Source organism: Microbulbifer sp. GL-2, assembly GCF_007183175.1.
Taxonomy (GTDB): Bacteria; Pseudomonadota; Gammaproteobacteria; order Pseudomonadales; family Cellvibrionaceae; genus Microbulbifer.
This window is the reverse complement of sequence record NZ_AP019807.1, coordinates 2,866,558-2,882,908: the sequence shown is the minus strand read 5'-3', so window position 1 is coordinate 2,882,908 and position 16,351 is coordinate 2,866,558. Positions and strand designations below refer to the sequence as shown.

The following is a 16,351-nucleotide window of genomic DNA, read 5'->3' as shown; positions in this document are numbered from 1 at the left end:
AGGTTTTTCTATTGTGAATCATTCATCCGGACAAGTACACTACATACTTATTTTGAATGCTCCGAAAATCAACAAGTTAATGTACGAATAGTCGCCGCCTTTACGCAGGTTCAAGCCCGTAAAATACCGACAGGCCTATGTATCTATATCGGTATTTTGCAGCCAGCAATAAAATAGAAGCGAATTCATCTATTTTATTGCCGCGTGAAGAGTAGCAAAGACCCACAACGCGGTTCTTCTGCTATCCGCGTATACCAGACTCTTCCAGACTACTTTTGCTCTACCGAACCCAAGTGACCGGCATGCTCTGTTAATGCTCTGCACGCATCGCGCCATGCGGAATTATCTTTACTCAGGACGGAATTGAGGTAGGCCCAGGTCATACGCTGGGTGATCGCTAAGCGATCAGGATCTTCATCATCTGTTTCTTTGGCATCGTAGCCGGCGATACCCCCGAGACCATGTTTTGCCCCGAAGAGAGTTAACAGGCTGTCACAGCCAGGACCCAGGTGGTAGGGATCTGCATGCCAGTCGGCACCGCGTACAGTTAAGTGAGGGTTTACATCCTGATCTCCGTACACTACCAGCGTCCGCGTCATCAGCTGTGAATAATCAGGATTCAGTTCTGAGTAGTGTTCCCATGCGAACTCACTCAGGTCGCTGCCACCTTTACCCGGCGCCGCAAGCAATACACCGGCTTTAATACGCGGTTCATAGGCATCGACCTTTTTCGCAGTCTCATCCTTCGGGTCGTCCAATCTGGCACCAAGTAACATGCCGACAGTTTGAGCCCCGGCAGAATGCCCTACAGCGGCGATTTTATTGTGGCCCAAGCGCCCGGCAACCATTGGGAACTGCGTTTCAATCTCATTGAGGTGGTCAAGTATATATTTCATCTCCGCAATGCGTGCACGCCAAAATAGCGGTGCACCCGGGATATCCGGCGTAAATCCTGCAACTTTAGAGTTGGCCTGGGTTGGCTGGATAACTACAAATCCGTGTTCCGCATAAAAATTTACCAGTGGCCCATAGCCGTCTTTAGAGGGAAGATACAGTGAAGGGCCGTGCCCGTGGCACAGTAATATAATCGGCAAATCTCCTCCTGTTATTGGAGCAGAAATACGGATTTCCAGTGGTTGTTCCCTACCAGGCATAGGCAGAGTTACCGAACTGATAGATATCGCGGGCTGACGCTTACCGGTTGGTATTAAGCGCGACTTGTCGATGAGGTTATTCATAGTGGTTCTCATAGGTTCTACAGTGACGCACTGCTCTTGGGTCGAATATACTGGGCCAAGTGGAACCTTATTCAGCAGAATAAGCGGATCAATGTTCCACTTGAATTTTTAGTATGTGGATCACTGTTCCGCTTGTCAAGCGGTACTGTAGCCGTGCCTGGGCAAGAATCAAGCCCAGCTCTAAAGGGTTAATGAGGTAGGTTTGTCTAAGCAAAAAGACTCAGTGAAGCGCTCCAAGACCGCAAGCAAGCGTCCGTTACGCGCCGATGCAGCGCGCAACGAAGATGCAATACTCGAGGCGGCCAAGGAGGTATTTCTAACCTCAGGTGTGAATGCGCCCGTCCGGGACATTGCCGCTAAAGCGGGCGTGGGGATAGGTACCCTATACCGCCGCTTCCCTCAACGATCTGATTTGGTTGCCAGTGTATTCCGACGGGAAGTGGATGAATGCGCCGCTGAAGCCGTAACCATTACCGCTGAAAACGGCCCCCTGAAAGCCTTAACCCTCTGGCTAAAACGCTACATCAATTTCCTCGCAGCCAAAAAAGGTCTGGCCGCAGCACTCCATTCCGGTGATCCGGCCTTCGAAGCTCTACCAGTCTACTTCCGCGCAAATTTTGAGCCGACCCTCGCCACACTGCTGGCTTCTGCAAAGGAGTCCGGGGAAATTCAAGGGGACATTGATCCCTATGATCTGTTACGGGCAATCGGTAACCTATCCGTTACCAACAATGAAGACGATATCCAGCATACGTATCGTATTTTGAATTTATTGATTAAGGGGTTGCAATTTGAGGGGGGGATAATTCTGGGAAAGGCAAATAGTTCTTTTCACGGACAATGAGCTTATAGGTACCTACGTTTCCAATGTCCTTACGCCACTCTTACGCCTACAAAAACCAAACTGGACACCCCCTGATATATCAGTAAACACATAAATACAGATAGCGCATAGCGAATCATTGAACGATATCTTTCGCCGTTAATCCTGGACTGCATTTTTAATCCAGCCAGCAGCCCTAAATAAGCAACAACAGTGATCATGGATAATGGCAGCAATTCCAACTCACTGTATGTTAGATACAATGAAAGAATCGCAAGTTGCATCAACTTACCGATGAGAAAACAGATGTTTGAGACAAAAACAATCTCTTGCTTCGACTCAGTCATTTCGAGCAGGTAAATCATTAGAAGGGGGGCAATGGCATTGGTAGCACCGCCTATTAATCCAGCCAAAATCCCCATTAAAACAGCGAAAAATATTGGCCTTTTTGACAAAGCAGACAAATATTTCCTCAGAAATCCGGAGAACAAATAAACCAGTATCGATCCCGCAAGTAATAATTTTAGAATATTTGGATTTGCCCAAGTCAACAGCCATGCTCCTGACAAGCTCCCCAAAGAAATTAATATAATGACTAAGCCATATTTAGAAAGATCAAACTTAAAATGACGGCAACTATACAAGCTGGTGATAATCACCAAAAGTGAAGGCGCCATCGTCAAAATAACTGCTGTTTTAAGGTCATAAACCAAAGCAAGTATGGGGGTCGAGAGCATTGGAAAACCAAAACCCAATGCCCCGTGAACCAGACCTGCAACCAGTATTAAGAGTAAACCAACCAGAACAATCTCTATAGCCACTCCCTAAGCAACCCTCAACGTAGCAGGCATATTGAAACGTATCCGCTTAAGATGTCTTTTCTTATCTTTTATCCTGGTTCTTGCATGAAGATAACGTCGATTATCCAATAATAATATTTGATTATTGCCCAAGTGCACTTTAAACATATTATGAGGAAGAGATATTTTCAGCTCCAGCTCATTTAATGCTTCAAGCTCCTCCGGTGAACATAAATCGCGCTCGATAATATCATATCGATATCTGAAACCATGGCTTTCATCAATTAATGAAGCCTCAATAAAGTTGGATACTTTGCGAAACTCCTCTGGTACACGTAATTTGAATTTCCTGCTTGAAAGTAATTGGAAAGTTTCCTCAGTGAGGCTCTCAACAATCCTATCAGCGCAAACCAATATATTTTCACCACCGCCCAGCGTATCTGCCCTCACCACATGAAGACCGAAATACCCCGGCATTTCCTGCTCAAAAGCACCATCATTGTGCAGACTAAACTCCCTGTCACTATGTGATATTGCAAGTGCCTCTTCCCCGGTTTCCCCACCAATCTTAACATCCCATACTGTACGACCCAGTGCATCATGCTCATGAATCAGGCCAATCGTATTGACAATATCTTTCATAATTTCCGCGGAATCATCCGAAAAACCTAAGCATATCAACACGATACCTTTTTTCAGTAATGCCACTTTATAACTTTCATACTCGATTTCAGAATATGAATCGAGCTTAAAACAACAATAGTTTGGAATCCTAAGCGGAATAGCGTGGGATGAGAAGTGTAAAGATGACATATAGTTAGCTCCCTCTAAGATTTTGCCCTCTCCGGCCAGTAAAAGACGCCAACGGCCACTGACAATCAATGAGGAGCAAGCTTTATGCCAAAAATGATCAGCGCATCACAGATTATTGTATTTGGGCAGTTAACTTTCACTTTTACTATCTATCAGCACCAGTTATGGCCTTGTACAATATTCTCGTGAATACAAATACCAGATTTCCTGTAACTTGGCTTAACACAGCCAGGTAACAGGTCGCGATTCTCTAGATCCGCCTGTAGATAGTTTATCTTCAACGTTTTTGAGCAAAAAATCCCAGGAATACGTTATGAGCAAACCCTATAAGTTATATGGCATGGCAGCCTCCCTTTATACGGCCAAGGCTCGCAGCTATCTACGTAAGCAAGGGGTTACTTTTACAGAGTATGGTGTCAATAGTGTGCATTACAGCCAACAATTACTCCCTGTACTAGGCCGCTTTATTATGCCGGCCATAGAAAGTGCGGACGGCGAGATAATACAGGACAGCTCAGATATTATTGATTATTTTGAACAGCAAGGTAACACCCGCAAACCTGCCTACCCAAGCAGTGCCGTATTACAAGCAGTTTCGTATTTATTCGAACTATTTGCGGGAGAAGGCTTATTGCGGCCTGCAATGCATTATCGCTGGAATTTCGATGCCCAGAATTTACAGTATCTCAAAGATGAATTTGTTGCGGGCCTCGCTCCACCTAATGCTGACGAGCAAACAGCTGCTAATTTGTTCAACTTCGCCAGTACGCGTATGCGTAAAGTCTGCCAAGGCTTTGGTGTATCTGAGCAGAGTAAAGCCTTGATTGAGAGATCATACAAAGAGTTCCTCGACCTCTTCTCCACACATCTAAGGGAATTCCCCTATCTACTAGGGCAGCAACCTACTTTGGGAGACTACGCACTGATGGGGCCATTGTATGCTCACTTGTACAGGGATCCAGCACCTGGAATGTTGATGCGAAAAAATGCTCCTGTAGTAGCCCGCTGGGTCGAGCGTATGAATACTACTGAGGATTATTGGGTAGAATATAGGGAGGCAGATTCTCCCCTTATCGATCCGCAATCTCCTCCCCCTACCCTAAAGGCTTTAATGCGCTATATTGCTATAGAATTTTTGCCTGAAATTGAAGCGCATATCCAGTTTACAAATGAATGGCTGGATCAGCGCCCAACCTTAAAAGCGGGAACCAACGGAATGGACAATCCAACTGCTCGAACAATCGGGCAGGCTGAATTTGACTGGCGAGGTATCCGCCTAAAAACACATGTACTACCCTACCGTTTTTACTTGTTACAACGCTTACAAGATTGTTATCAGTATGCCAATCAAAAAGAACAGGCTGATATAGAATCACTTTTTACCGAAGCAGGAATTGCATCACTCCTGACAATTACAACAAATCGGAAAGTTGAGCGACGTAATTATCTTGAGGTATGGGGAGAAGCACGAACTGCCAGAAAGACACCAGAGATGTCTTAAGAAGTAAATACTCTATTGAAAGCTGGCAACATATAAACATAGACTGTTGTGGTCAGCTTTACTCGCTGCGCTACTTTAAACTGAACACTGCTTTATTCCGCCGGTTTAAAGCATAGCGAAGTTACTGCCGTAAAGCTGGATTCCCACTCAGTTCTGAGAATACTGCTTCCCTACACCTTACCTAAAATGAGATGGGTATCTTTCCAGCTATAATTCACTATCGTTTTTAGGAGTTTGTAACCATATAAGTACTAGCGACCTGTTTAGTGGGGAGTTGATTTATTAGGCAAATATGAATGGAAATATAGGCGCCAAAATTAACCTATTCGATTTCATTAAGTTTTCTTTACCATCAAAACTGCGTAAAATCGACAAGTATTTATCGATATTATGAACTATGACTAAGCGGGCTTCTGCAAGCCTGCAGTTTGTAAACTCCAACAGGCCTCAAGTTTCTAAGAGACCCATCCCCACAATAGGAGAACGAAGAATGACGTAAGAGTAAATGAAAGGCGCTGACCCAAGGTGCTACCAACACCAGGGGCCAGCTAACCAAATTGATAAACACACTATCAAAATGGCTCTATGGATAATACGCTAGAAACCCGCTCGCCTTCAATAAAGTGGAGTACATTCAGCAGCTTGGAGCGATTTCTCAAGCTCTGGGAGCGTTGCGCCCGCCTTTTCTTCTTTTGCGCCTACCGTTCACGTGCACCACCTCGCATTTCCATCAAACACGACTCTTCAAGTCTTCCCGACGTGGAAGCCTCTTCATAAGTTGAGTGTCAATGGGAACTGAATATGTTGATCCTAAAGCGCCGCACAGGTGAAAACCTAAGAATTGGGACAAGTGTCTCTGTCACAGTATTGGAAGTTAAGGGTAACCAGGTAAAGATAGGGATAAGCGCCCCCAAATCTTTATCTGTTCATCGTGAAGAAATTTACAAACGTGTCCAAAGGGAACAGGTGGCTGGCCTTAAAAATCGTTGAGGAGCTGATTCCCTGAGTAGGAAGGGCCGGTCCTCTACCCAAATTTACCTGCGAGACCAAGAAATTATACTAAATTACACGTATTCCTTTGTTCATTAAAGTGGCCTGTAACACCTTTAAAAATCGGCTTGGGGGCGGCCGTGGAGCACCGTAACAGTGGAAAGGCCATCTCAGCCCCCTATTAAAATTTTATGTGGAACAATAACCAACAATATGGTATTCACCTGCTTGATTGGGTTTTATGCGCACACCGAGAACCTTATACCCAGACAAGATACGTAAGCATGATGTGTGGCTTTAGCGCTACCAATAGGTGGTTCAGCATTACCCGAATAGTACACAAAGAGTATATACATTTTTGCCACTGATATACTTGAGTCACCAGAACGACCATTCAAAACGTAGCAGGCATATATAGCCCAGAAAAAAGACAGACACCAGTTTGAACAGGTAGATTAGGGTAAACTAAAAAATTTAGAGACAGCTTGCAAAAACCAGAATTACAAACCGATAGGAAGAATGTAAAGACAATAAGTAGCCACGGATATATTCATGCGTATACCTTACATCGCATTCAGGTAGCGCCCTAACGGAAAAACAGTCCCTTACACTACATATGTAATCTGGTAGAGCGTAAAGCAGGATACCATATTATACAGCACTATAATCTCGTCGAGTTAATAGTATTCTACTACTGAAATATATACTTGCCCTGCACAACTTCTACATTAGGAGGAACTTTATTCTCCTCGAATAAATCATAACCTTCTTTCAGGTTTTGCCAAAATGGCAGCCAGGCGTTACCTAAGTATTCTTTTAAGCGGTTTTCCTCGAGCCGAAACGGGAAGACATGAACTCTAAAATACTTTTGCCCGCTTGCTAAAGAAGCGTGCGCAAGAGTATATATTTCTTCAATTTTCTCATCGGTCATCGCATAACATCCGGCAGAAACGCAATCCCCATGAACCATTAGAGCGCTTCCGGTTCTCCCATGATAGCGGTCATATTCATTTGGGAAGCCAAGATTAAAGGACAAGTGGAATTGGCTCCATGGATTCAGCCTTTCTGGCGTCACATAGTAAAACCCTTCCGGGCTTTGGAAATCCCCCTCCTTCAATTTTGGTCCAAAATCACCGGAAAATGAACAAACGCTGTAGGTATTAAATAACGTGAACGAACTATCCCCTTTTTGAACCCAAAGCTCTAAAATAGCTGGATCTTTAAAAATCCGAATAAAGATCGGAGCCCCCAGTGAAAGTCCTTTTTTCTCGAGCCTTCTATCCAAAATACCGATATTTCTATCTATAGCACTCAAAGATCGCTGACTATTTGGAAGTTCGATTGCATTTGCCGACACTCCGAAAACAAGTGCCAAAATATTCATTATTTTAATCATGACATTACTTATAAATGTGCAAATACCAAGTATACGGGCGTTCGAAGCACAACATAGGCCATCCCGCGAAGACCCGTAGGGCCAGAGAAAACCTCCTGCGATTGCTTTGTTTTATAAAACTCATTTTCTTGATGCATCGCTTCTTGAGGGATTTTTTCTTCATCTCTGACCGATCGCTCTTTCTTTTTCTGGAGTCGCTTTCTCAGTAGTTCCTGCTTCTTTTTGTAATAGCGCTTATCCAACTGCCAGATAATGAGCCACACGATGAAAGCTACACCGAGACCATAAAGGTAACCTTTACCGTACATTGACCTGCGCTTTATTTTACACTACTTAGTTTTTCGATAAGATTTCTCTGAATAGATAGCCATTTAGCAAAATCTTCCGTTTCTGCCCAGAGCTCTTTAAGTTCAGAATTGTCTATTATTTTTTGTACACATTGCCTAGCCATAGATCCATGCTCAGTTTCAATCTGTGGCTTTTTACCAAATAATCCAGGTTTTTTATTTAGCCAATCTAAGGCTTCCTTGGGTATTGAAGAAGAGTCGCCTGTTAGTCCTGCTGCAACGACCTCTGCCGCGGCAAGTGCTTCACTACAGTCCGGTGACTCAAGATACTCATCATTTAAAATGATAGTTTTGATTGGAAGCAATAGCGTATCAGTTCCTTTTGATCTTTCTAATTCGTAAATCCAATCACCAGCATCATCATTGCCAAAATTTTCTTCACTCCACGCTCCCACGTTCGATTCTCCTTTTTGTATACGCCGCTAGCAGAGGCAGATTACCTTGTATGGTTGTTCTTGTCTGATTCCGGTGCCGAAAATCCTTTTCGCTAACGGGTAAAATTAGACCCACCTTCGGTGGCCACCGAATGCCTTGTTTATCACAGTCCGCTGCCTGGCAGGTTCATTTAAGAACATAAAAAGTATGAATGTGATAAGCACTCACTAGATATAACTCAAATAGTCATGTGGACCTCGATCCCGAATAGCAAGGCGAAGATAGCTTATCTTATCGAACCTCAAGAGATCAATGTCGGTATCGATACTAGCAACACACGCTCGATATTTTTGTGAGACCAACTGACCAATTCCTTAGTATTACTAATGATAAAGATGGTATTAAACAACTACAATTTGAAAAATTCGCCAGCAGCATTGTTAAATGGCGACAAAAATGTGACCCATTCTTAAGCACTAAAGGGGCTGGAAATGTATTGGCCTACACTCTGATGAGCAAACTACCCGAATTAGGAAAACTGAACCGAAAAGAGATTGCTGCACTCGTTGGTATCGCCCCTATGAACCGCGATAGTGGGAACTTTCAAGGTAAACGCTATATTCGTGGTGGGCGGCATCGTGTGCGCACGGTCCTATTTGTTTCCATAATGTCGGCTATCCAGTGCCATCCTAAATTAAAGCCAATGTATAAACGCTTAGTCGACGCTGGCAAACCTAAAAAAGTGGCCCTCATTGCATGTATGAGAAAGCAACTTACCATCCTGAATACCATGGTGAAAAATAACACCTACTGGGATGAAAATATGGCTTAAAAGCTTGACGAGCAACCATAGTCACTTGTTATGTTTTTGTACATGCTAAGTCCTTTGCCACCGCTAACCTAACTTGATTACTTTTACTTAGCCCGTACATATAGGATTTTAATTCGCTTCTCTCCACTATTGGGGGTTGGAGTTGTCGTACTTGGCGATCTCTACGTCAACTAAGTAAGATCCAGTTATTAATACTGTGTATAAATCTTCGAGCTGCTCTGGTATCCAATGGAGAACATACGCAGTTTTAGTATCATGGCCTTCAGCAGCCAATGCCTTCCGAAGTATTGAGCCAGGTTCTTGGAGCGCATCGCTGGATTGTGTCAACTCTTTGAGAAAGTCACTTTCCATTCTACTTCCAATTAGCTTCATCTACTCGGTGCCTCGTGAAACGTAACATCGTAGTAACCGGCGACCTGCGGCGAAAGCCGCGTTTAGGCGATCCGGCGCCGATGGCATGAAGTTCACCACCTTGCTATACCTCCTCCTGCTCCCAAACTAGATAATTTAATTTGGACTCACTAAACCCCAGCTTCTTGTAGAACTCAGTCGCATCAGCCGTTGCCAATGTAAACCGTTTAATTCGCCTCAACTGTCTCGATGCGATAATGGCTTCCATAACTTTTGTGCCTACCCCGCACCCCTTTTTTGAGGGATCCACAAATACATCCATTACATAGGCAAATGATTGGATAAATAGCTGCGAACAAAGTCCACGTCTATTTTTTCTTTATCAGTGGAAAATTCTAGCCCCACCTCAATCTCCATATATAAGAAGCATAACGTCCGCAGCAGGCGGCTGTATACAGGTGATTGGTTTTTATGCCAGCATAGCGACCGGCATGAAAACAAAGCGCCGCAATACAGGTCGCCTGCCTACGTTTGTTATATGTTTTTAACTTTCTTACAGAGGCTTTACATTGTTAGCACAAGGCCCTTTTTGACCCTGCCCCACAACATATTCTACTTTTTGCCCTTCATCTAAAGATTTGAAACCACCCATTTGAATTTCTGAATGGTGAACAAATAGATCTTTGCTTCCATCATCCGGAGTAATGAAACCAAAACCTTTATCACCATTGAACCACTTTACCGTACCTGTACTCATACTAAATAGACTCTTTTTTGGTGATTGCTATTACCTGTTTTCGTTATCACCATCACGAAAAAGGTTTCTTAACTACTTTTGCACATAACGCCGCAATCAGCCGCGGCTTACTTGTTAGGTGGATCGCGGCCCCTTACCTTACAATCGGGGTTCCCCAGCCGTCGTACTCTCCACCTGCAGATGATGCCAGCTCAGTTAATTGTTGCCGTATTTGGATCATTCTTTCTTCAGTAGGAACTAAGTTTTTCTTTGAGTAGACCAGCCACGTATTACTATTCTCAGTTTTCTCAACTACTGATACAAAACCATTGCCTGTAACTTTCTCTGCTATTTTTTCTGCCGACTCTCTGGTTGGTACGTAGATGAAGAACTCAACCGGATGCTCCTTTGAAAGATCTGATCCAGCACTTTTCAATTGACTAATAACTTGGCCATCTGGTGATGTACTTTGATTTTCGGTACTGCTTGTGCAACCGAGAACAGCCGCCATGAAAGATATGATAATGAAGCAATGCAGAGTACGAATCATGGTTCCTCACCTAACAGTTTATTAAATAGCCAGTGGCTCACTAGCCATTTGGCGCCTATATTCTGACGTAGCCCCTTCACGCTATTTAAAAAAGGTCGTATTTACAGTAGGTTATAAATTTTCGTTCAAATATTAACCAAAGTTAGTAAGCCATCGGCTCAAGTTGCCTGGTTCAACGCTCTTGAACACATTTTACCCATAATTAAATCAATAAGTTAGGGGGGATTTTCTGTGGATGTCAGCCATGGCTCTATAATTCGGGCCTTCGTACCGGCGATACATCCACTCCACCACTGAAAACAACGGCCAGTATTACCCGCTCGGAATCACCATAGCCGCAATCTAACTATGCACAACCAGGCGGTTGACCACTTCGACAATACAATCAGATACCAGGCTAGGCACATGGCCGGCAAAGTTTACCGCTTCGCCGCCATCGGTCTGCCGAGTTTTGATAGTGACATAAACGCTGGACATTGGATCGCCAACACCGTCAATTTGTACCGTGTTCTGATCATCAATCACGGCGGTGGTGCATTTCAATACCGCGACTGCTGGGATTTCAGGAGTTGCCGCTTCGGCTTTCTGGGTTACCGTTGCGCGCACAATATTGCCGGCGCTGTGGCCGTCGTCGATTGTGTAGACGAATTGCCTGGCCTCCAGGCTCTGCAAGGTTTTCGGGGAATAGCTGGGTATTGTTTCAGCCTCCTATGGCTTATGGATTCCGTTATGGGTAATTACCCGGTGTAATGGATTCAGGCGAGCAGGTAAAGGTGCACAATTACTGGCGGGGCACGTTAGTCCAGCAATGACAGAGCGGTACATTCGTCTACGCGAAACTGATAATGTAGCCGGCCTCAGTCTTAGACAGCTTTTAGACAATAGGCAATAAATTGGCAAAAAACGCAACAAAATCAAAGGCTTCAGAACACACCCCCATGATGCAGCAATACATGCGCATCAAAGCCCAGCATGCACAGGAGCTGGTGTTCTATCGCATGGGGGACTTCTACGAGTTGTTTTTTGATGACGCCAAGAAGGCGGCGGAACTGCTGGATGTCACCCTCACTGCACGGGGTAAGTCCGGTGGTGAGCCAATCCCTATGGCTGGTATTCCCTATCATGCGGCTGAAGGTTATTTAGCACGGCTGATCAAGGCCGGGGTATCTGTCGCGATTTGTGAGCAAATTGGCGACCCGGCTACCAGTAAAGGGCCTGTCGAGCGGCAGGTTGTGCGTATTGTTACCCCCGGTACCGTCACCGATGAGGCACTGCTTAATGATCGCCGCGATAATCTGCTGGCAGCAGTATCCCATGTAGGTGATGTGTTTGGCCTGTCCCTGCTGGATCTGGCCACTGGTAGATTTGTGGTGCAGGAAACCGATTCCCTGGAGGCCCTGGCCGAGCAGGTTCAACGCCACAACCCGGCAGAATTACTTGCACCAGAAAACCTCACCCTGCCGATGGAAATCGAACGCCGTGCCGGTGTGCGTCGCCGCGCCCCCTGGGAATTCGAACTGGAAACCGCCCTGCGGCTACTTAACCAGCAGTTTGGCACCATGAACCTGGAAGCATTTGGATGCAGCCACATGCAGGGTGCAATAGTAGCTGCCGGTTGCCTGCTTCAATATGCGCGAGACACCCAGCGCACAGAGCTGCCCCATATTCGCGGCCTGCTAACCGAAAGCGGTGATGAAACTGTGGCTCTGGACGGTGCCAGCCGCCGCAACTTGGAAATCGATCTGAACCTGAACGGCGGTGATGACAATACCCTGTTGTCGGTTTTCGATAGCTGTAAAACCGCAATGGGTAGCCGCCTTCTGCGCCGATGGCTGAACAATCCGCTGCGTCAGCTCACTACTCTGAACAACCGTCAGGATGCCATTGCTGTATTAATTAGTGATTACGGCTTTGAGCCCCTGCGTGATGCCCTAAAGCCAGTAGGCGATATGGAGCGAATTCTGGGCCGCCTGGCACTGCGATCTGCGCGCCCGCGTGACTTGGCTCGGCTAGGCCAGTCCCTGGCACAGTTCCCCAAAATCCAGCAGCAACTGGCGGAAACAGAGGCAGCTTTATTAAAGGAGTTATGCAGCCAGGTAGGTGAGTGGCCAGAGACTGTGAGCCTGCTGCAGAATTCGATTATCGAAAACCCTCCCGTTGTAATACGCGATGGTGGAGTAATCGCCACCGGCTACGATGAGGAACTGGACGAGCTCCGCGCAATTAGTGAAAACGCCGGGGATTACCTGGTGCAATTGGAACTGCGGGAAAAAGAGCGCACCGGCATCCCCACCCTGAAGGTGGGCTACAACCGGGTACATGGTTATTTTATTGAAATCAGCCGAGGGCAAAGCGACAAGGCGCCGGCAGAGTATATCCGCCGCCAGACCCTGAAAAATGCCGAACGCTTTATCACTCCTGAACTGAAGGAGTTTGAAGACAAGGCGCTCTCCGCCAAGAGCCGCGCCCTGGCTCGAGAGAAAGCGCTTTATGAAGAGTTGATTAATCAACTGAACGAATCCCTGGCAGAACTGCAAGCTGCCGCAGCCGGTATTTCTGAACTGGACGTACTGGCCTGTTTGGCCGAACGGGCAGACGATTTACGCCTGTGTCGCCCCGAGTTGGGCACGGAACCGGGCCTGCATATCAGTGGCGGGCGCCACCCGGTAGTGGAGCAGGTATTGGATGAGCCCTTTGTGGCCAACGATATCGAGTTGCGTGATGACCGTCGCATGCTGGTCATTACCGGTCCGAATATGGGCGGTAAATCTACTTATATGCGCCAGACTGCATTGATCGCCCTGCTCGCCCATTGCGGCAGTTATGTGCCTGCAGACAGTGCCCAAATCGGCTTGCTTGACCGCATTTTTACCCGTATCGGTAGTGCGGATGACCTGGCCGGTGGCCGCTCTACCTTTATGGTAGAAATGACCGAGACCGCCAATATCCTGCGCAATGCCAGCGAGCACAGCTTAGTGCTGATGGATGAGATCGGTCGCGGCACCAGTACTTACGATGGCCTTTCCCTGGCCTGGGCCTGTGCCCACTACCTGGCCGGGGAAGTGCGCGCCTTTACCCTGTTCGCCACTCACTACTTTGAACTGACTGACCTGCCCAACCAATGCCCAGAAGCGGCCAATATTCACCTGGATGCCACTGAGCACGGTGAGGGTATTGTCTTCCTGCACCGTATCCAGGAGGGGCCGGCCTCTAAGAGTTACGGCCTGCAGGTGGCCAAGCTGGCCGGTATTCCCACAGATGTACTCACCGAGGCCCGCGTTCGCCTGGCGGCATTGGAAGCCGGTGCTCAGTCTGTTGATGTACCCGCTCAAACCTCTGTTCACACTGCTGTTCCTGCGTCAAAACAGGAACCAGAACCGGTTGCTGTACCTGTGGCCATGGCGCCCGGCTCCCCCCAGCAGGTCGATCTGTTTGGCAGCCCCAGCCACCCCGCGGTGGATGCCCTGGAAGAACTGGACCCGGACGATTTGACGCCACGCCAGGCCTTGGAAGCGCTCTATTCTTTACGCAAGTTATTGAAGTAAAAGGCTGGGCGGCCCGTGTCGCCCTATACAACTTGTTATAAATAGTGAACTAAATCGACTGAAAAGCCACTACAATTCGCGCCAGTAATTGATAAAATCCGCTGCACAAAAAATTCAGTGGCACTATCGAGGGACAAACATGACATTCGTAATTGGGGAAAACTGCATTAAGTGCAAATACACTGACTGTGTAGAGGTTTGCCCGGTAGACTGTTTTTACGAAGGCCCCAACTTCCTGGTTATTCACCCAGACGAGTGTATTGACTGCGCCCTGTGCGAGCCGGAGTGCCCCGCCAATGCTATTTTCTCGGAGGATGAAGTTCCTGATGATCAGCAGGAATATATTGAGCTGAATGCCGAACTCGCCGAGGTCTGGCCAAATATCACCGAGAAAAAAGACCCACTACCAGATGCCGAGGAGTGGGATGGTAAGAAAGGCAAGCTCGAACTTCTCGAGCGATAGCAGATTATGAAAAAAGCCGTCAATGACGGCTTTTTTCATATTTGAGTAGTAATAAAGCAGGGACAGTAAATGAGAATAATAACAACTGCGATTTCAATTATTTTTTTGGGACTATCACTGACTTTATCTGCAAACACCGATAAAGGAAAAAAGATTGCCCTGGCATTTGGTGAGGGCCCGGCCCCCGGAGCAACAGAGCCGCTATTACAGCAGCTTGATTCATTGCATATCAAAGCCACTTTTTTCCCGGTCGGGAAGAGCATGGAGCAATTTCCCGAACTAACCCGTGCCATTATCGATGCGGGACATCAGCTGGGGAATCATGGCTACTCCCATATCAATTTGGCGAACCTGCCACTGAGCAGTGCCAAAGAGGAAATTAAAAAGACCTGTAAATTGCTGCAAAGCCATGGCTACCAGGAACGGCCGATGATTTTGCCGCCTTTCGGCAACCTTTCCAGGGAGTTGAGCGATTTGCTGGCCGAACAGGAATTCCAGGTGGCTCACTGGGACCTGGAGCCCCGCCAACACGTGGATATGCGCAATCCTGAAGCCATCGCCGAGTATATTGTGGAAAACGCCAGAGACCACAGTGTGGTGATGCTACACCCCATGTATGAACACAGTGAACAGGTTATTGCCGCTCTGCCTCTAATCAGCACTCAGCTTCGGGAGCAAGGATTCCGCTTTGTCACCCTCACTCAAATGACAGAAGCCGGGGAAGATAGGGACTTGTGAACGGCGCCAAGCCACATTACCAATAAGGCCAATGGGAGCCGGGCGTTGAACTCTGCGGCCCGCTCCCTCAGTCACATTGGGAGCTACTGCCATGTTGCGCTGGGCCATTTTATTTCTGGTTATCGCCCTGATCGCCGCCTTCTTTGGCTTCAGCGGTATTGCCACCACGGCGACGGAGATCGCCAAAATCCTCTTCTTTATCTTTATCGTACTGTTTGTCCTGGCACTGATCTTTGGCAGAGGACGGCCACCCAAGTAGCTACCCTCATAGAAATGAATAAATCAAACCCCGGCTTACGCCGGGGTTATTTTTGGTGTGGCGTACGGGTGGGGACGAGACTCAGCACCTCTGCCAGGTGATTAAACCCCAACACCAGCTCCATCACCCCCAACGCTTCGAGCAACTCGTCATCCCTGGCACCCAGCTTGCGCGCCTCAGCAATCAGGTGCTGGCGATGATCGTCGGGGGCACTATTAGCATTTCGGGCAAGATCGAACAGGGCGTGTTCTTTCTCGGAGAAGTGCACATGTTTGGGGTCGGTGCGAATGCGCATAATCTCGGCAGTATCGACACCCAGCATCTGTAGCGAGGTGCTGTGATGGTAGATACCGTAATCACAATGGTTATCGGCAGAGACAGCGAGGCCAATGGCTTCCTTCAATTGGGCCGACAGGCAACCGTGTAACATAACTGCCTTGAACTTCTCCCAGTTGGCTTCGAGCAGGCCCTCATGGTGGGCGTACACGCGGAAAATACTGGGGATCCCTCCCAGTTCATCTTGAATTTCTGCAAAGACCCTCACCCCTTCATCACTATCCGGGCACTCTACTAAGGGGATGCTACTCATCATTC

19 protein-coding genes are annotated in these 16,351 nt (G+C 47.0%); 8 read left to right on the top strand and 11 right to left on the bottom strand.

All coding sequences use genetic code 11. The features are described 5' to 3' along the window. Positions 1-269: 269 nt before the first annotated feature. Positions 270-1,238: a chlorophyllase gene (locus GL2_RS12595; protein WP_143730985.1), complete on the bottom strand. Its 969-nt coding sequence runs from the start codon at positions 1,236-1,238 to the stop codon at positions 270-272. 202 nt (positions 1,239-1,440) lie between these two features. Between GL2_RS12595 and GL2_RS12590 the strand changes: the two genes are divergently transcribed. Next, positions 1,441-2,082, top strand: coding sequence for a TetR/AcrR family transcriptional regulator (locus GL2_RS12590; RefSeq protein ID WP_143730984.1), 642 nt, complete (start codon positions 1,441-1,443; stop codon positions 2,080-2,082). Between the two features lie 29 nt (positions 2,083-2,111). Here GL2_RS12590 and GL2_RS12585 read toward each other — a convergent pair whose 3' ends face one another. Together GL2_RS12585 and GL2_RS12580 are read right to left on the bottom strand one after the other, a co-directional pair. Beyond that, on the bottom strand, positions 2,112-2,882 hold the full coding sequence (locus GL2_RS12585; protein WP_143730983.1) for a sulfite exporter TauE/SafE family protein: 771 nt from the start codon (positions 2,880-2,882) through the stop codon (positions 2,112-2,114). A gap of 3 nt (positions 2,883-2,885) precedes the next feature. Then, the gene (locus GL2_RS12580) at positions 2,886-3,674 is read right to left on the bottom strand and encodes a TauD/TfdA family dioxygenase (protein WP_143730982.1); all 789 of its coding nucleotides are present in this window, start codon (positions 3,672-3,674) and stop codon (positions 2,886-2,888) included. A 313-nt stretch (positions 3,675-3,987) separates the two neighbouring features. On the opposite strand from GL2_RS12580, the gene GL2_RS12575 reads away from it, so the two are divergent. Both GL2_RS12575 and csrA read left to right on the top strand, forming a co-directional pair. Next, entirely contained in the window at positions 3,988-5,175 is a 1,188-nt protein-coding gene (locus tag GL2_RS12575; RefSeq protein ID WP_143730981.1) for a glutathione S-transferase, read from the top strand. An 801-nt stretch (positions 5,176-5,976) separates the two neighbouring features. Then, positions 5,977-6,165: a carbon storage regulator CsrA gene (gene csrA / locus GL2_RS12570; RefSeq protein WP_143730980.1), complete on the top strand. Its 189-nt coding sequence runs from the start codon at positions 5,977-5,979 to the stop codon at positions 6,163-6,165. A gap of 691 nt (positions 6,166-6,856) precedes the next feature. Here the strand turns inward: csrA and GL2_RS12565 are convergent. The 3 genes from GL2_RS12565 to GL2_RS12555 are packed head-to-tail and all read right to left on the bottom strand — an operon-like array spanning position 6,857 to position 8,303. After that, the gene (locus tag GL2_RS12565) at positions 6,857-7,561 is read right to left on the bottom strand and encodes a murein L,D-transpeptidase family protein (RefSeq protein ID WP_143730979.1); all 705 of its coding nucleotides are present in this window, start codon (positions 7,559-7,561) and stop codon (positions 6,857-6,859) included. A gap of 8 nt (positions 7,562-7,569) precedes the next feature. Next, positions 7,570-7,869 (bottom strand): hypothetical protein, encoded by a 300-nt coding sequence (locus GL2_RS12560; RefSeq protein WP_143730978.1) that lies wholly within the window; start codon positions 7,867-7,869, stop codon positions 7,570-7,572. An 11-nt stretch (positions 7,870-7,880) separates the two neighbouring features. Next, positions 7,881-8,303 carry a DUF4259 domain-containing protein gene (locus GL2_RS12555; protein ID WP_172621136.1) on the bottom strand — a complete coding sequence of 141 codons (423 nt, stop codon included), beginning with the start codon at positions 8,301-8,303 and terminating at the stop codon, positions 7,881-7,883. Positions 8,304-8,635: 332 nt separating this feature from the next. Here GL2_RS12555 and GL2_RS12550 point away from each other — a divergent pair, with 332 nt between their 5' ends. Further along, a complete protein-coding gene (locus GL2_RS12550) occupies positions 8,636-9,115 on the top strand; it encodes a transposase (RefSeq protein WP_197736448.1) in 480 nt (159 codons plus the stop codon). A gap of 475 nt (positions 9,116-9,590) precedes the next feature. Here GL2_RS12550 and GL2_RS22355 read toward each other — a convergent pair whose 3' ends face one another. From GL2_RS22355 to GL2_RS12530, 4 genes are all read right to left on the bottom strand, one after another. Then, positions 9,591-9,788, bottom strand: a complete 198-nt coding sequence (locus GL2_RS22355) for a GNAT family N-acetyltransferase (RefSeq protein ID WP_143730976.1) — start codon at positions 9,786-9,788, stop codon at positions 9,591-9,593. Positions 9,789-10,019: 231 nt separating this feature from the next. Next, positions 10,020-10,223 (bottom strand): cold-shock protein, encoded by a 204-nt coding sequence (locus GL2_RS12540; RefSeq protein WP_143730975.1) that lies wholly within the window; start codon positions 10,221-10,223, stop codon positions 10,020-10,022. 133 nt (positions 10,224-10,356) lie between these two features. After that, positions 10,357-10,752 carry a ribonuclease E inhibitor RraB gene (locus GL2_RS12535; RefSeq protein ID WP_143730974.1) on the bottom strand — a complete coding sequence of 132 codons (396 nt, stop codon included), beginning with the start codon at positions 10,750-10,752 and terminating at the stop codon, positions 10,357-10,359. A gap of 342 nt (positions 10,753-11,094) precedes the next feature. Beyond that, on the bottom strand, positions 11,095-11,424 hold the full coding sequence (locus tag GL2_RS12530) for a hypothetical protein (protein WP_232053610.1): 330 nt from the start codon (positions 11,422-11,424) through the stop codon (positions 11,095-11,097). A gap of 266 nt (positions 11,425-11,690) precedes the next feature. Here GL2_RS12530 and mutS point away from each other — a divergent pair, with 266 nt between their 5' ends. From mutS to GL2_RS12510, 4 genes are all read left to right on the top strand, one after another. Continuing rightward, positions 11,691-14,297 (top strand): DNA mismatch repair protein MutS, encoded by a 2,607-nt coding sequence (mutS, locus tag GL2_RS12525; protein WP_143730972.1) that lies wholly within the window; start codon positions 11,691-11,693, stop codon positions 14,295-14,297. Between the two features lie 139 nt (positions 14,298-14,436). Further along, the gene (fdxA, locus tag GL2_RS12520; protein ID WP_020411359.1) at positions 14,437-14,760 is read left to right on the top strand and encodes a ferredoxin FdxA; all 324 of its coding nucleotides are present in this window, start codon (positions 14,437-14,439) and stop codon (positions 14,758-14,760) included. Between the two features lie 69 nt (positions 14,761-14,829). Continuing rightward, on the top strand, positions 14,830-15,498 hold the full coding sequence (locus GL2_RS12515; RefSeq protein WP_143730971.1) for a polysaccharide deacetylase family protein: 669 nt from the start codon (positions 14,830-14,832) through the stop codon (positions 15,496-15,498). 91 nt (positions 15,499-15,589) lie between these two features. Then, entirely contained in the window at positions 15,590-15,757 is a 168-nt protein-coding gene (locus GL2_RS12510; RefSeq protein WP_143730970.1) for a DUF1328 domain-containing protein, read from the top strand. 46 nt (positions 15,758-15,803) lie between these two features. On the opposite strand, the gene GL2_RS12505 is transcribed toward GL2_RS12510, so the two are convergent. Then, complete coding sequence (locus tag GL2_RS12505; RefSeq protein WP_143730969.1) at positions 15,804-16,349, bottom strand: carboxymuconolactone decarboxylase family protein; 546 nt, start codon at positions 16,347-16,349, stop codon at positions 15,804-15,806. Positions 16,350-16,351 lie beyond the last annotated feature (2 nt).